The following is a 12,902-nucleotide window of genomic DNA, read 5'->3' on the forward strand; positions in this document are numbered from 1 at the left end:
TTCTTCAAAGCTCTCACTCGAACGCCGAGGTTTCCATGGAAAGCCAGACCATTGTCGAAGCGCTGCTGCTCGGCATGATCGAGGGCATGACCGAGTTCATTCCGGTCTCGTCGACCGGCCATATCCTGCTTGCCGGTCATTTTCTCGGCTTCCATTCGACCGGCAAGGCCTTCGAGATCCTGATCCAGCTCGGCGCCATACTGGCGATCCTCAGCGTCTATTTCCATCGCCTGTGGCAGATGCTGGTCGACCTGCCGCGTGATCGGGTGACGCGGCATTTCGTTCTCGGCATCCTCGTCGCCTTTCTGCCGGCGGCCGTCATCGGCGCGCTGGCGCATGGCTTTATCAAGACGGTGCTGTTTGAATCGCCGAGGCTGATCTGCGTCATGCTGATCATCGGCGGCCTGGTCCTGCTGTGGGTGGATCGCTTCAAGCCGAAGCCGCTCTATCACGACGTCGAGCGGTTTCCGCTCCGGCTCTATCTGCAGATCGGACTGTTCCAGTGCCTTTCGCTGATCCCCGGCACGTCGCGTTCCGGTTCGACGATCGTCGGCGCGCTGCTTCTGGGCGTCGACAAACGCGCGGCGGCGGAATTCTCCTTCTTTCTCGCCATGCCGACGATGGTCGGCGCCTTCGCCTTCGACCTGTTCAAGAACCGCAATGTGCTGACCAGCGCCGATCTGCCCATCATCGCCGCCGGTTTCATCGCCGCCTTCGTCGCGGCGCTTATCGTCGTGCGCTTCCTGCTCAACTACGTCTCGCGCCACGGCTATTCGCTGTTCGGCTGGTGGCGGCTGGTTATCGGCACCGTCGGCCTGGCGGCGCTGTTCGTCCGGGGGTGAGGCGGCATGCTTATTTTGTCGCCAAGGGCTCTATTTGTTCGTTTGGCCTAACAATATCGGCTGATGGTGGGGGACGACCAGCGTAGACCCGCCCCTCCAACCCAAGCCGTCAACGCGGGGTCGTTCTCGCCCGCTTGAATGCATCTGATGGCCGAATCGACTGTGTTCACCACTCTTCAGAACTTTTTCACGCCGATATCATGACTTCGAACGAGCCCTCGCGTCCTCTCTCCCACGACGTTCCCACACGGTTCGGGCGTCGAACTGAGGAGATAAAGAATGATCAACCGCATCTTGGGAGTTCTCGTGATCGGCGCCGCGACCACCGCGTCCGCTGGTGATGGTGTGAGCCGCCACATTCTCGAACGGGCAGCAAGCTGTTGGCCTACGCAGACGGCGATGCGCGGGGTCAGCTTCAGTGCAGATGTCCACGTCAGCTTCACCCGCGAGGGGCACGTCAGTGCCATCCAAATCGTCGACGTAGCGCCGCAGACCGAGACGTTCAAGGACTTGGCCAGGGATTTCGCGGATGCATTGAAGCGCTGTGGTCCGTACGTCACCGAAGGCAAGAGCGAAATGAACCTCAATCTCTCATGGCCGCTGTAAACGCAGCGAAGTGCTGCTACTTCGTCACCGAGAATTCATAACGCTTGAAGCGAGGCAGCAGGATGTATTCGTTCGGGGCTCCGGGTGTGACGCTCAGGTTGCGGAACACGGCGCCACAGCCCGTCAGTTTACGCGGATAGGCGGTGCACAAGCTGTCGCCCTGCACCCACATTCGACCGGTCACGACCTCCTCACCAACTGTTCGGGTCACGCTGCCGTCTGCCGCAATCACAGCATGGTAAGCCAAGACATGGGGCAGAACCTGGCGTCCCGTCAGCTCGTGTCCGATCATGAGATTGCCGATGTCGACGCCATTCATCCGTTCAGCGGATTCGGGTTCCATTCCGGCAGGAAGCTCAGAAACCCCTGCCTTCCTCAAGCCATCGAGCAGGCGAACGATATCTTCCTGTCGCTTGTAGACGAAGAACTGCTGCGCGATCAGCAGGTTCGGCTGACCCTCCTGCCTTTCCGACAGCACGCTTCGGAGCTGCTCCAGGGCAGAGGCCGCTTCCGGCAGGCGATCGAGATGCGCAAGCGCTGCGACAAGAACATGCAGGCCGTAGAACTTCGTCCAGGGATTGGGCGACCGAACATCGACCTGCTCAAGCTGCGCGACCGCCTCCTCGTAGCGGCCCTGGCCGAACGCCGCCAAGCCAGCCTGATAGTGTCGCCACTCCGTCCACCCGGGATCGACGCGTAGGGCCGCCTCGAGAAAGGTTCGCCCCTCAGCCGGCCTGCCGTTGAAGATGAGGGCCTGGCTCAGCCCTTCGTAGGTCCAGGAATCGCTCGGGTCGAGCGCTATCGCCTTTTGCAGGGCAGCCACCGCCTCGTCGGACCTATGCTCCCGGACCAGAAGCTCGGAAATCAGCTGGTAGTAACCGGGCGACGGATTTCCGGCAGCGATGGCCAGATTGCCGTAGAGCTCGTCGTCGATCTCGGTCCAACCAAGCCCTAGGGCCTGTCTCCTCGCGTCGTCGGCATCCCAGTGGAGCCATGCCAATTCCGCGGCCGCCGCGCCGAAATCGGCATCCAGCGCCAGGGCCTGGCGCAGGTAGCGAGATGCGTCCACGGTGCCTGATGGTGTATCCGTTCGTCGCGCCTCGATAGCGCGCCGAAAAGCCTGGTAAGCTTCCGGATCGTCAGTATCGCCGGACACGGCCAGGTTTGCTTTTCCCGGGACGAGCTTTAGCTGCAGCGCGGCGACAATCTTACCGGTCACCTGGTCCTGGAGCTTGAACACATCGCTGAATGGACCTTCGAACCGCTCGGCCCAGATCTGGCCAACCGTCGAGGCATCGACCAAGTGCGCATTGATGCGCACTTCATCGCCGAGACGTCGAACCGAGCCCTCCAGCAGGTAGCGGACGCCGAGCTCTTTCGCGATCTTCGCCGGCGGCAGACCGCTGTTGCGATATGCACGCGCGGCATTGTGCGAGACGACGAACAGGCCGGGAACGCGCGCCAGCTCTGTCGTCAGATCGTCCGCGAAACCGTTGGCAAGATAGGCCTGCTCCTCGGCTTCGCTGAGATTTGCGAACGGCAGAACCGCGATCGAGAGCGAGGTCGGCACTCCCGTATCAAATGTAGGCCTCCAGATGAACGCCGCGACTGCGGCAATGATTGCCAGTACAGCGCTTACAAATATCAGGCCTCGCCGGCTTTTGGTCTCGTGCTGGTCAGGAGAGGCAGTGCCGGGAACCTGCGGGTAGCGATCGTGAGGTATGCCGGGCGCTTGGCTTTCGGGGACAAAGCGATATCCCCGTCGCGCGACTGTCTTGAGCAGGTTCTGCTTCTCGTCGCCGATGGCTTTCCTGATTTCGCTGATGCACTGGGAAAGACTGTTTTCCGTCACCGCGATGCCAGGCCAGACAGCGTCCAGGAGCTCCTCCTTGGTCACGACACGGTTGGCGTTGGCGACCAGATGCTTCAGCACCGCGAGCGATTGAGGCCTCAGCGGGACATCTTCACCATGCTCGCCGTGCAGGAGACCGGCGTCGAAATCGAACTCGACACCGTTTAGAACAAGGCTCGGTGGATTGACCAGGTTCAAGGCTGCTCTCGATCATCGTGCTGATCGTTCGGGCGGCATGTTGCTCGGCAGGCCGCCTTTGACTTGAGAATCGGCGCCTGTCGCCGAAAGTCAACCAGCGTTTGAAAGTCGGCGCTGCTTCCCGGGACGAAACCTTCGCGCTGCGATCGCAAACGTCCGGAAATTCACGACCGAGCCGGCTGGCGCATCGACTTGGATTATGCCGCGATGGAGCGTTCTATGTGGAATGGTCAGTGCGCTGCGATCCGGATCCCACCGGCGACTTCCAGAGTCTAGCTCCGCCCGTAAAAAACATTCTCGACATGCACCGGCCAGCGCCACGGCAGCACCGCGACCATGTCGAAGCGCACCGACAATCTGCCATAGTCGGACTGGCGCGACAGCCAGAGATCGGCGGCGCTTTCGATGCGGCGCTCCGATTCGCAGCGAACAGCTTCCATCGCTTCCACCAGCGTGCGGCGAGCCTTCACCTCGACGATCAGCACCAGGTTGCCGCGCCGCGCGATCAGGTCGATCTCGCCGAACCGCGTGCGGTGGCGGCGGGCCAGGATCCGATAGCCCTTCACCATCAACGCCGCAGCCGCCAGCCACTCGCTGCGGTGGCCGCGCCGATAGGCCCGCTGGCGGCTGGCGACCGGGCGATCAGCCATTGCGGGCTTTCCCGGTGTCGCCCTCTTTCCCAGTGTCCTTGAGTTCGAGCAGCCGCCGGTAAAGCGCCTGCTTCTGGCCGCCGGTCATCTTGGCGGCTTCCGCCGCCGCCTTGGAGGCCGGCATCTCGGCGGCAAGCGAAAGCAGAAGCCGGTCGATGTCGGCCGGTTCGTCGGCCGTTGCGTCCGACGGGCCGACGCAGATGACGATCTCGCCCTTCGGCGTGTCGGCCGCCGCGTAATGATCGGCGAGCGACTGCAAGCTGCCGGTCCGTATCTCCTCGAAGGTCTTGGTCAACTCGCGACCGATCGCGGCCTTGCGGGCGCCGCCCAGCGCCTCGACCATGGCACCGAGCGTCTCGGCCAGGCGGCGCGGCGATTCGAAGAAGATCAGCGTCGCCGGCACGGTTTTAAGCGCTTCCAGCCGCGTCAGCCGCTGGCCGGTCTTCACCGGCAGGAAGCCGGCGAACAGGAAGGCGTCAGAGGGCAGGCCGGAGGCGGTCAGCGCCGCGAGCGGCGCCGACGGGCCGGGGATCGGCACGACGCGAATGCCCTGGTCGAGCGCTTCGCCTACCAGTCGGTAGCCCGGATCGGAGATCAGCGGTGTGCCGGCGTCCGAGATCAGCGCCACGCTCTGCCCTGCCAGCAAGGCTGCGATCAGCTTTGGGCCGGCCTCGCCGGCATTGTGCTCATGATACGCAGTGGTGCGGCGGCGGATGCCGTAGCGGTCGAGCAGCACGCGACTGACACGCGTGTCCTCACAGGCGACGATGTCGGCTGCGGCGAGCGTTTCAAGCGCGCGTAATGTGATGTCGGCGAGATTGCCGATCGGCGTCGCCACCAGGTAGAGCGCCGGCTCGAGCGGCCGGGCCGGTATCTCGGTCTGGCCGATCACGTAGCTGCGTTTTGCCGACTCGCCGGTCACCGGTGTCCCCCGTCAGGCTCTGACCTTGAATGCATTCGGCCCTGTTTGGCACGGCTCACGCCGGGTTGCAAAACCCATGCCGAAGTGACGCGGCTGTCATGCCTTTGCCACACTGCGGAACGAAACCGTGCCCGGCGGATTTATGCCTGATCTCGGGAGGAGCAGGATGGACAGCCTCAAGATACAAGACGTTTTCGAACCCTACTATGCAGGGCGCAAGCGCTTTGCCGTGCGAAAGGACAAGGGCCTGCCTGCCAAAGCCGGCGCCGGCTCGGCTAAAAAGCCGCGAAAGCGTCGGCCGTCAAAGGCAACCAAGCTCGAGATCGAGCCCTCGACCGGCACCGGCAACACGATGGAGCACTGACCAGACGATGCCCAATCGCTTCGACATTTTTATCACCCGCCTTGAAACCAAAAGCTCCCGCAATGGAGCGCCCCCACATCCGACAAGCGATCGATACCGCGCCCGCCGCGACAAGGGCGAGGCCAAGCCGGCTCGCGACGGCGAGGCGGACGCCGAGAAAGACCACGCCAAGCGCCTCCCCAAGCACGACGCCTGACTACCGCGACCTTCGCGATTGGCCGAGACACTTCTCTCTAAAGCGTGGGGGAAACGCTCGGCCACATCATTCAACCCGGATTGTTCGACACGCGCGCTTCCAGCAGACGCTGGGTCCACGAACTCATCGTCCTCTGGAATGTCGCCAGCCTCTGTTCGTAACGTGCTAATATTGAACCTGCGTGCGCGCGCTTGAGCGTACGGGAGAGGATCATGTCGGCAACTTTAACCGCACTGGGCAGCAGAGAGGCCTACAGGCTGGGAGATTTCAACCTGGTTGGTCGTGGCGAACATTCCACCATACGCTTGGAAGACGGGGAAGTTTCGCGCCAGCATGCAACGATCCGGCGCGACGGCGCGAACTACTGGGTTGTTGATGTCGGCAGTGCCAATGGCAGTTATGTGAATGACGTGGCGGTCACAACCGCGCGTGTGCTGCACACCGGCGATCGCGTCCAGTTCGGCAGATCGATTTTTCTTTTCGACCAGGGCACGACTGCCCCCGATCCAGATTCGCAAGTGGCGAACACAAAAACTCAATGGGGCAACCCGGCAGCCCCCAAGAGCCGGCCGGCCACGCTGTTCGTTGCTGATTTGAAGGAGTTTACCGGAATTAGCGCCAGGCTGTCCCCGGAACAGGTGGCGGCCCTCCTGGCCGAGTGGTATATGGACTGCAATATGATCTTGAAGCACTACGGTGCCTCGATCGACAAATTCATCGGTGATTGTGTATTTGCTTATTGGCACGAGACGGCAGCGGACGTCTGTGTCGCTGCGGTTCAGGCTGCCCAGGCGCTCCGCGCTGCGGAAGACGCGGCTACGTCGCCAACCCGAGTACTGGTCAGGGAACAACAAGACATCATACTCGACTGCCGCATTGGCCTTCATGTGGGTGAAGTTGCTATCGGCGCTATGGGCAAAGGCATCAACACCGCGCTGGGCGATGCCGTGAATTTGGCCTTTCGTATTGAGGGATTGACGCGAAAACTGGACAAGCCGCTGTTGGTCAGCGCCCAGTTCGTCGAGCACTGGCCTGAAGGTAGACAATATTTCAAGTCCTGCGGCTATCACGAGGTCAAAGGGCGCGCCGAGATGATCGAGGTATTCAGCCTAGAATAGGCGCGCCAGCAGGAGCATAGCTTTCTGCTGGCGCTTGCCGCCGGTTCTCGCCGGCTTCAACAGGGCTCGTGGCCGCTGAGGGACGCCAGATCGGCAAGTTCTGCCGAGGCACGTCACTCGCAGATTGTAATTCGATCGCGACAGAAGCCGCTGCCCCGGCGAGCCCCGGCGGCCCGCGCTCGGACCCTGCACTCATCGTGGGTTTCTGCCCTGCAAACGCGAGCTGGCCTGCTCGCGCTCGGAGCAGCGGCGGCACGCTTCTGTTCCGTTGTCGGTCGTGGCAGGGTATTCGGGCCATTTGCATGGCCGGGTTCTTGTATCGAATTCGGCCGGGCAACCACCGGACACACGCGCGCTGTGCTTCTTTCCAATATCTTCAAAGCAATTGTTGTCGGTTTCGCCATGTCGATCTCAGCGCCGGAGTGGCGAGCGAAACGGCGCAACGCCTCCCGGGTCCTTCCACCCCAGATGCCGTCTGGCTTTCCCGGATTACACCCAACGCGGCCAAGCTCGCGCTGTATCCGCTTCGCCAGCTCGTTCGGGGCATCTTCCTGGCTGGCGTCCGATTGATGATCTGCATTCTCCAACTGTTGAATTTGGAGTCTGGCGAGAGGCACAAACAGGCCCTCCGGGTACAGTTGAAGATAATCCTTTAACGCTCCGCTGCTTTTGGAGCCGCGGATTGAGGTCCACAACTCGATTTCCGTCAGGCTCGCATCTCGGCTGCTGTTGTTGGCTGGCGAGACTGCCGTTGGGCCACGAGGAGGGGCAATGAAAATTTCCCTGCCAGGCAGCGATCCATACGTGAATGGTTCCTGCTTGCCGCCTGTCGCGGCCAGAACAGTGTCGCGAACCTTGCGGAACACGAATTGGATGTCTACCCCGGGTTCACCCAAATGCGCCAACAGCCCTGCAGTGTAGGGACTGTTCCGTCCCGCTCCATCGAAAGCGGTTGTACCTTCCTTCGCAGCGTACCCGACCAAGGTTCCGGCTGCCGGTTCAATCGCAGCCAGGCCTCTGCCGATGGAACGCGTTGCGTTTGATCGTCGCATGGCCGCGATAAAAGGGTTGTCCCGGCAAGCATCAAGTAGAACCACCCGCACGCCGGAGACACGGGACAACGCGTTCATCACCAGATCCAGCGGGATTGCCTCAAACTCGACGTCGGAATCAGCGCTCAGGCTGACATCTGTAGGAACGAGAAAATTTCTATTCTCAACCTCAACCCCATGTCCCGCGAAGAAGATTATTGCGAAATCAGCACCTTCCGCCTCGCGACCGAACTCCTGCAGAGCTTTCCTGAACGCGGTATGGTCCAAGTCCATCTTGCGAGATACTTTGAACCCTACCTTTGAGAGCAAGGCAGCCATGTCAGCAGCGTCATTGTTCGGATTGGGAAGTCTAGCGACCCGTTGATAGCTCGAATTGCCGATCACCAGCGCAACACGTTTCTCAGCCCACGCCACCTCCAGCCCGCCGATCAGAGCAATGACAGCAAGCGCGATGTTGAAGAGGCGCATTTTAGCCCCGTGCTCTGCTTCAGCCGCATATTAGCGGCGCCCGACCGAAGCTTGACCAGTCAGGCCTACGCTTGCAAGTAATTATCGGCTGCGGATGGCAGTGGGATGGCCATTCGGCCAAGCAAGCCGAATTTCCAGCATCCTTGCGTGAGCCGACAAATTGTCTGGGACAGGCCAGCTCCTGGCCCAAGCTTTACCGCGCCAGATCCGCCACCACAGCGTCTAGCACGATCATGCCGGCCGGCGTGGCGCGCAGGCGGGCATTGCCGATCGGCGCCACCAGCCCCTCGCCCTGCAGCATGGACAGCCGCGCCGTCGACAGGCCGCGGCCGGAAAACGCTTCATAGCGAGAGAGGTCGATGCCCTCGGCCAGCCTCAGCCCCATCAACAGGAACTCGTCGGCCTCTTCCGAGCGCGTCAGGATCTCGCCGCCGGTGACGCCATGGCCCTTGGCCTCGACCAGATTGGCCCAGGTTTCCGGCATTCTTTCGGCGATCGTCACCACGCGACGGCCGTTTTCGACGAAGCGGCCATGCGCGCCGGGACCGACGCCGACATATTCGCCATAGCGCCAATAGGTGAGATTGTGCCGGCTTTCGGCGCCTGATCTGGCGTGGTTCGAAATCTCATAGGCAGGCAGCCCATGCGCAGCGGTGATCTCCTGCGTCAGCGCATAGAGATCGGCGGCATGGTCATTGTCGGGAATAGCGAATTTCCTGGCCGCATGCAGCGCGTGGAACGGCGTGCCTTCCTCGATGGTCAACTGGTAGAGCGACAAATGGTCGGCGGCATGGCCGATCGCCTGCTCGAGCTCCGCCTGCCACGCTTCCGCTGTCTGGCCGGGCCGTGCGTAGATCAGATCGAACGACAGCCGCGGGAAAATCTCACGCGCCAGGCCAATCGCGTGCAGCGCTTCATCGACATTGTGCAGCCGGCCGAGAAAGCGCAAATCCTTGTCGTTCAGCGCCTGCACGCCGAGCGACACCCGGTTGACGCCTGCCGCCCGATAGCCGCGAAAGCGCTCGGCCTCGACCGAAGACGGGTTGGCTTCCAGCGTCACCTCGATGCCGGCAGGCACCGTCCAGTTCTTCGCCACCGCGTCCAGCACCGTCGCCACGGTTTGCGGCTTCATCAGCGATGGCGTGCCGCCGCCGAGAAAAATGCTGGTCACCTCGCGCGGTCCGGTGCGGTTGCGCATCGTCGCAAGCTCGGTCTCGAAGGCGCGCGCGAAACGCTCCTGGTCGACCGGCTGGTGGCGGACATGGCTGTTGAAGTCGCAATAGGGGCACTTGGCCGCGCAGAACGGCCAGTGCACGTAGACGCCGAAACCGGGGCTGCGGTCGAGCAGCATGGTCATTTCACCGCCGATCGCGCCAAATCCAGTCTGGCCTGCGCGAATTTCTGGAAGGCGCGAGCGCGATGCGACAATGCCGTCGGCTGGCCGGGCTTCCAGCCATGTTTCTCCTCTGCGGTCATTTCGCCGAAGGTCTTTTCGAAACCGTCCGGCACGAACACCGGGTCGTAGCCGAAGCCGAGTTCGCCACGCGGCGGCCATACCAGCGTGCCCTCGACCTCGCCACGGAAATATTCGGCCGCGCCGTCGGGAAAGGCCAGGCAGATGACGGCGACGAAGCTGCCCTTGCGCTGCGCAGGCGCAACCGCGCCGATTTCCTGCAACGCCACTTCGGCTCGCTGCATCGCCATGCCGAAGTCGCGGCTCCCGTCGGGCGCCTCGGCCCAGTTGGCGGTATAGACGCCGGGCGCTCCGCCCAGCGCATCGACACACAGGCCGGAATCGTCCGACAATGCCGGCAGGCCTGTCGTCTTGGCGGCGGCAAAGGCCTTGATATAGGCGTTCTCCTCGAAGGTGGTGCCGGTCTCGTCCGGCTCCGGCAGGCCATATTCCTTGGCCGACTTCGCTTCTATGCCGAACGGCGCCATCAGATCGGCGAATTCGCGCAATTTGCCGGCATTGTGGCTGGCGACAACGATCTCATGTCCATCAAGCGAATGCATCAGATGCCCCAAATTCTTGGTTCGGCGAATTCGATCGAATTGCCGGAGGGGTCGCGAACATAGATCGAGCGGCCACCCTGCGGCCATTCGAACTCGCTTTCGATGGCGATTTTCTTTCGCTCAAGATGCGCTCTCCAGCGCACGATCTCGTCCGCGCTCGCCGCAAAGCAGAGATGGCCGTCGCCGACCGTGCCGTGCGGCGGCACTTTCAGCCTGGCATCGGGCGCCGGCGGCACCTTGGTCGCCTCGGCGTTGAAGATGAGCAGCACGCCGTCCCCGCAACGGAAGAAAAGATGCCTGCCGTCGACCTTGCCCAGCAGATCGAGCCCGAGCACATCGGTGTAGAATTTTTCCGCGGCATCGAGGTCGGTGACGTACAGCGCTGATTCGAGGATGGCAGAGGGTGTCACGAGGCACCCCCCTCTGGCCTGCCCTCTTTGCCAAAACTTGGCATCTCCCCCTCAAGGGGGGAGATTGGCAGCTTCAGCGCTTCCGCACATCCCACGCCGCCGACAGTTGGCGAAAGCCGATTGAATACCCGATCTCCCCCCTTGAGGGGGAGATGGCCGGCAGGCCAGAGGGGGGCGGACAAGCTCGGCATTTTCAGGACTACGCCACGGCCATCTGCTGCAGGCTGACCAGTCGCGCAATACCTTTCTTGGCCAATTCCATCAGCGCCGCAAATTGCTCTTCCGAGAAAGGCTCGCCCTCGGCCGTGCCTTGTATCTCGACAATGCCGCCCTTGCCGGTCATGACGAAATTGGCGTCGGTGCCGGCCGATGAATCCTCGAGATAGTCGAGGTCGATGACCGGCTGGCCGTCGTGGATGCCGCAGGAGATAGCCGCGACATGGTCCTTCAGCACCTTGGCGACGCTGGCCATCTGCCGGGCTTCCATCCAGCGCAGGCAGTCGTAAAGCGCCACCCAGCCGCCGGTGATCGAGGCGGTGCGCGTGCCGCCATCGGCCTGGATCACGTCGCAGTCGACGGTGATCTGCTGCTCACCCAGCGCCTGCAGATCGACCACTGCGCGCAGCGAACGGCCGATCAGCCTCTGGATTTCCAGCGTGCGGCCGCCTTGCTTGCCAGCCGAAGCCTCGCGGCGCATGCGCTCGCCGGTCGAGCGCGGCAGCATGCCGTATTCCGCCGTCACCCAGCCCTTGCCGGAATTGCGCATCCAGCCCGGCACCTTTTCCTCGAGGCTGGCGGTGCACAGCACGTGGGTGTCGCCGAACTTCACCAGGCACGAGCCTTCCGCGTGCTTGGAGACGCCGCGCTCAAAGGAGATGGCGCGCATTTCGTCGAATTGGCGTTTGGAAGGGCGCATTCAGGCTTCTTTCTTGTCGTTTTAGGAGTCGTGGCCGGCTTGTAGCCGCACGCGACGAGAGGCGCAAAGGAAAATGGACCAGTTGCGCGGGCGCGGCCGATGTCTATATCCTTGGGCCGGAGGTATTTGGCTCGAATGACCAAGGCAGTCGATCCCGGTTCCCAGTCGGCGGCAGCGCTCCAATCCCCCGCGCTTCAATCGCCTGCGCTTCAATCGCTCGACATGCGCTCGCGCGACATCTTTCGGCGCATTGTCGATTCCTATCTGAAGGACGGCGAGCCGGTCGGCTCGCGCAGCCTGTCGCGTATCCTGCCGTCTTCGCTGTCGCCGGCCACCATCCGCAATGTGATGAGCGATCTCGAGCATCTCGGCCTGATCTACGCGCCGCATATCTCGGCCGGCCGATTGCCGACCCAGGCCGGCCTGCGCTTCTTCGTCGATGCCTTCATGGAGCTTGGTGATCTCTCCGACGAGGAGCGCCGCACCATCGAGGCGCAGGTACGCGCCTCCGGCTCTGGTGCGACGCTGGAGCACATGCTCACCGAGGCGAGCCAGATGCTGTCCGGCATGTCGCGCGGCGCCGGCCTCGTGCTTGCCGCCAAGAACGAGGTGGCGCTCAAGCATATCGAATTCATCCAGCTCGAGCCGAACAAGGCGCTGGCCGTGCTGGTGTCGCAGAACGGCGACGTCGAAAACCGCGTCGTCGACCTGCCCGCCGGCATCACCGTCTCGCAACTGCACGAAGCCTCGAATTTCCTCAACGCCCATATCCGCGGTCGCACGCTGGCCGAGGCGCGGGTCGAGATCGCCCGCATCAAGGAAGAAACCAGGGCCGCCCTCGACACGCTGTCGCAGGATTTGGTCGAGAAGGGCCTTGCTGTCTGGGCAGGCGCCGAGAGCGGCTTGCCGGCGCGTCTCATCGTGCGCGGTCGCGCCAATCTGCTGGAAAATGTCACCGCCCAGGCCGACATCGAGCTGCTGCGGCATTTGTTCGAGGATCTGGAGACGCAGGACGGGCTGATCCAGCTTCTCGACCTCGCCGAGGAAGGCTCCGGCGTGCGCATCTTCATCGGCTCGGAGAACAAGCTGTTTTCGCTGTCGGGCTCGTCGCTGGTCGTGGCGCCCTATCGCGACAAGGACGCCCGCGTCATCGGCGCGCTCGGCGTCATCGGCCCGACCCGGCTGAACTACGCACGCATCGTGCCGATGGTCGACTATACCGCGCAGCTTATTTCCCGCATGCTGCGATAATGCATGTCGCCCAAAAAACCGAAGCGCGTCGCACGGATCCT

At 62.6% G+C, this 12,902-nt stretch carries 14 protein-coding genes and 1 pseudogene; 6 read left to right on the forward strand and 9 right to left on the reverse strand.

Going from position 1 to position 12,902, the window contains the following annotated elements; genetic code table 11:
• The first annotated feature begins 35 nt into the window (after nt 1–35).
• Both AC0L2M_RS09830 and AC0L2M_RS09835 read left to right on the forward strand, forming a co-directional pair.
• Entirely contained in the window at nt 36–842 is an 807-nt protein-coding gene (locus tag AC0L2M_RS09830; protein WP_023803684.1) for an undecaprenyl-diphosphate phosphatase, read from the forward strand.
• Between the two features lie 279 nt (nt 843–1,121).
• A complete protein-coding gene (locus tag AC0L2M_RS09835; protein WP_287237790.1) occupies nt 1,122–1,448 on the forward strand; it encodes a hypothetical protein in 327 nt (108 codons plus the stop codon).
• Between the two features lie 16 nt (nt 1,449–1,464).
• On the opposite strand, the gene AC0L2M_RS09840 is transcribed toward AC0L2M_RS09835, so the two are convergent.
• The 4 genes and pseudogenes from AC0L2M_RS09840 to rsmI form a co-directional block, all read right to left on the reverse strand.
• Nucleotides 1,465–2,769, reverse strand: a complete 1,305-nt coding sequence (locus AC0L2M_RS09840; RefSeq protein ID WP_473534855.1) for a tetratricopeptide repeat protein — start codon at nt 2,767–2,769, stop codon at nt 1,465–1,467.
• Between the two features lie 486 nt (nt 2,770–3,255).
• A pseudogene (locus tag AC0L2M_RS09845) lies at nt 3,256–3,381 on the reverse strand (winged helix-turn-helix domain-containing protein); the annotation flags it as partial.
• A 389-nt stretch (nt 3,382–3,770) separates the two neighbouring features.
• A complete protein-coding gene (locus AC0L2M_RS09850) occupies nt 3,771–4,148 on the reverse strand; it encodes a YraN family protein (protein ID WP_473534714.1) in 378 nt (125 codons plus the stop codon).
• A complete protein-coding gene (gene rsmI / locus AC0L2M_RS09855; protein ID WP_473534715.1) occupies nt 4,141–5,070 on the reverse strand; it encodes a 16S rRNA (cytidine(1402)-2'-O)-methyltransferase in 930 nt (309 codons plus the stop codon). Before rsmI ends, AC0L2M_RS09850 begins: the two co-directional genes overlap by 8 nt.
• 166 nt (nt 5,071–5,236) lie before the next feature.
• Between rsmI and AC0L2M_RS09860 the strand changes: the two genes are divergently transcribed.
• The 3 genes from AC0L2M_RS09860 (at nt 5,237) to AC0L2M_RS09870 (ending at nt 6,748) form a co-directional block, all read left to right on the forward strand.
• Nucleotides 5,237–5,434, forward strand: coding sequence for a hypothetical protein (locus AC0L2M_RS09860; RefSeq protein WP_473534716.1), 198 nt, complete (start codon nt 5,237–5,239; stop codon nt 5,432–5,434).
• 7 nt (nt 5,435–5,441) lie between these two features.
• Entirely contained in the window at nt 5,442–5,630 is a 189-nt protein-coding gene (locus AC0L2M_RS09865; RefSeq protein WP_023803680.1) for a hypothetical protein, read from the forward strand.
• Nucleotides 5,631–5,842: 212 nt separating this feature from the next.
• Nucleotides 5,843–6,748 carry an FHA domain-containing protein gene (locus tag AC0L2M_RS09870; RefSeq protein WP_473534717.1) on the forward strand — a complete coding sequence of 302 codons (906 nt, stop codon included), beginning with the start codon at nt 5,843–5,845 and terminating at the stop codon, nt 6,746–6,748.
• A 113-nt stretch (nt 6,749–6,861) separates the two neighbouring features.
• Here AC0L2M_RS09870 and AC0L2M_RS09875 read toward each other — a convergent pair whose 3' ends face one another.
• The 5 genes from AC0L2M_RS09875 to rph all read right to left on the reverse strand — a co-directional run bounded on the left by AC0L2M_RS09875 (nt 6,862) and on the right by rph (nt 11,610).
• Nucleotides 6,862–8,268 (reverse strand): caspase family protein, encoded by a 1,407-nt coding sequence (locus tag AC0L2M_RS09875; protein ID WP_473534718.1) that lies wholly within the window; start codon nt 8,266–8,268, stop codon nt 6,862–6,864.
• A gap of 193 nt (nt 8,269–8,461) precedes the next feature.
• The gene (gene hemW / locus AC0L2M_RS09880) at nt 8,462–9,625 is read right to left on the reverse strand and encodes a radical SAM family heme chaperone HemW (RefSeq protein WP_287055311.1); all 1,164 of its coding nucleotides are present in this window, start codon (nt 9,623–9,625) and stop codon (nt 8,462–8,464) included.
• Nucleotides 9,622–10,284 carry an RdgB/HAM1 family non-canonical purine NTP pyrophosphatase gene (rdgB, locus tag AC0L2M_RS09885; RefSeq protein ID WP_473534719.1) on the reverse strand — a complete coding sequence of 221 codons (663 nt, stop codon included), beginning with the start codon at nt 10,282–10,284 and terminating at the stop codon, nt 9,622–9,624. Before rdgB ends, hemW begins: the two co-directional genes overlap by 4 nt.
• Nucleotides 10,284–10,694 carry a VOC family protein gene (locus AC0L2M_RS09890; RefSeq protein ID WP_023803675.1) on the reverse strand — a complete coding sequence of 137 codons (411 nt, stop codon included), beginning with the start codon at nt 10,692–10,694 and terminating at the stop codon, nt 10,284–10,286. Before AC0L2M_RS09890 ends, rdgB begins: the two co-directional genes overlap by 1 nt.
• A 199-nt stretch (nt 10,695–10,893) precedes the next feature.
• Nucleotides 10,894–11,610 carry a ribonuclease PH gene (gene rph / locus AC0L2M_RS09895; protein ID WP_023803674.1) on the reverse strand — a complete coding sequence of 239 codons (717 nt, stop codon included), beginning with the start codon at nt 11,608–11,610 and terminating at the stop codon, nt 10,894–10,896.
• A gap of 135 nt (nt 11,611–11,745) precedes the next feature.
• Here rph and hrcA point away from each other — a divergent pair, with 135 nt between their 5' ends.
• A complete protein-coding gene (hrcA, locus tag AC0L2M_RS09900) occupies nt 11,746–12,861 on the forward strand; it encodes a heat-inducible transcriptional repressor HrcA (RefSeq protein ID WP_027155899.1) in 1,116 nt (371 codons plus the stop codon).
• Nucleotides 12,862–12,902: the final 41 nt, after the last annotated feature.

Source organism: Mesorhizobium sp. WSM4806 (assembly GCF_055811635.1).

Excerpts from the sequence above, each read along its gene's own strand:
- AC0L2M_RS09830 (WP_023803684.1), top strand. The coding sequence starts at position 36 with ATGGAAAGCCAGACCATTGTCGAAGCGCTGCTGCTCGGCATGATCGAG.
- AC0L2M_RS09835 (WP_287237790.1), top strand. The coding sequence starts at position 1,122 with ATGATCAACCGCATCTTGGGAGTTCTCGTGATCGGCGCCGCGACCACC.
- AC0L2M_RS09850 (WP_473534714.1), bottom strand. The coding sequence starts at position 4,148 with ATGGCTGATCGCCCGGTCGCCAGCCGCCAGCGGGCCTATCGGCGCGGC.
- AC0L2M_RS09860 (WP_473534716.1), top strand. The coding sequence starts at position 5,237 with ATGGACAGCCTCAAGATACAAGACGTTTTCGAACCCTACTATGCAGGG.
- AC0L2M_RS09865 (WP_023803680.1), top strand. The coding sequence starts at position 5,442 with ATGCCCAATCGCTTCGACATTTTTATCACCCGCCTTGAAACCAAAAGC.
- AC0L2M_RS09870 (WP_473534717.1), top strand. The coding sequence starts at position 5,843 with ATGTCGGCAACTTTAACCGCACTGGGCAGCAGAGAGGCCTACAGGCTG.
- AC0L2M_RS09875 (WP_473534718.1), bottom strand. The coding sequence starts at position 8,268 with ATGCGCCTCTTCAACATCGCGCTTGCTGTCATTGCTCTGATCGGCGGG.
- hemW (WP_287055311.1), bottom strand. The coding sequence starts at position 9,625 with ATGACCATGCTGCTCGACCGCAGCCCCGGTTTCGGCGTCTACGTGCAC.
- rdgB (WP_473534719.1), bottom strand. The coding sequence starts at position 10,284 with ATGCATTCGCTTGATGGACATGAGATCGTTGTCGCCAGCCACAATGCC.
- rph (WP_023803674.1), bottom strand. The coding sequence starts at position 11,610 with ATGCGCCCTTCCAAACGCCAATTCGACGAAATGCGCGCCATCTCCTTT.
- hrcA (WP_027155899.1), top strand. The coding sequence starts at position 11,746 with ATGACCAAGGCAGTCGATCCCGGTTCCCAGTCGGCGGCAGCGCTCCAA.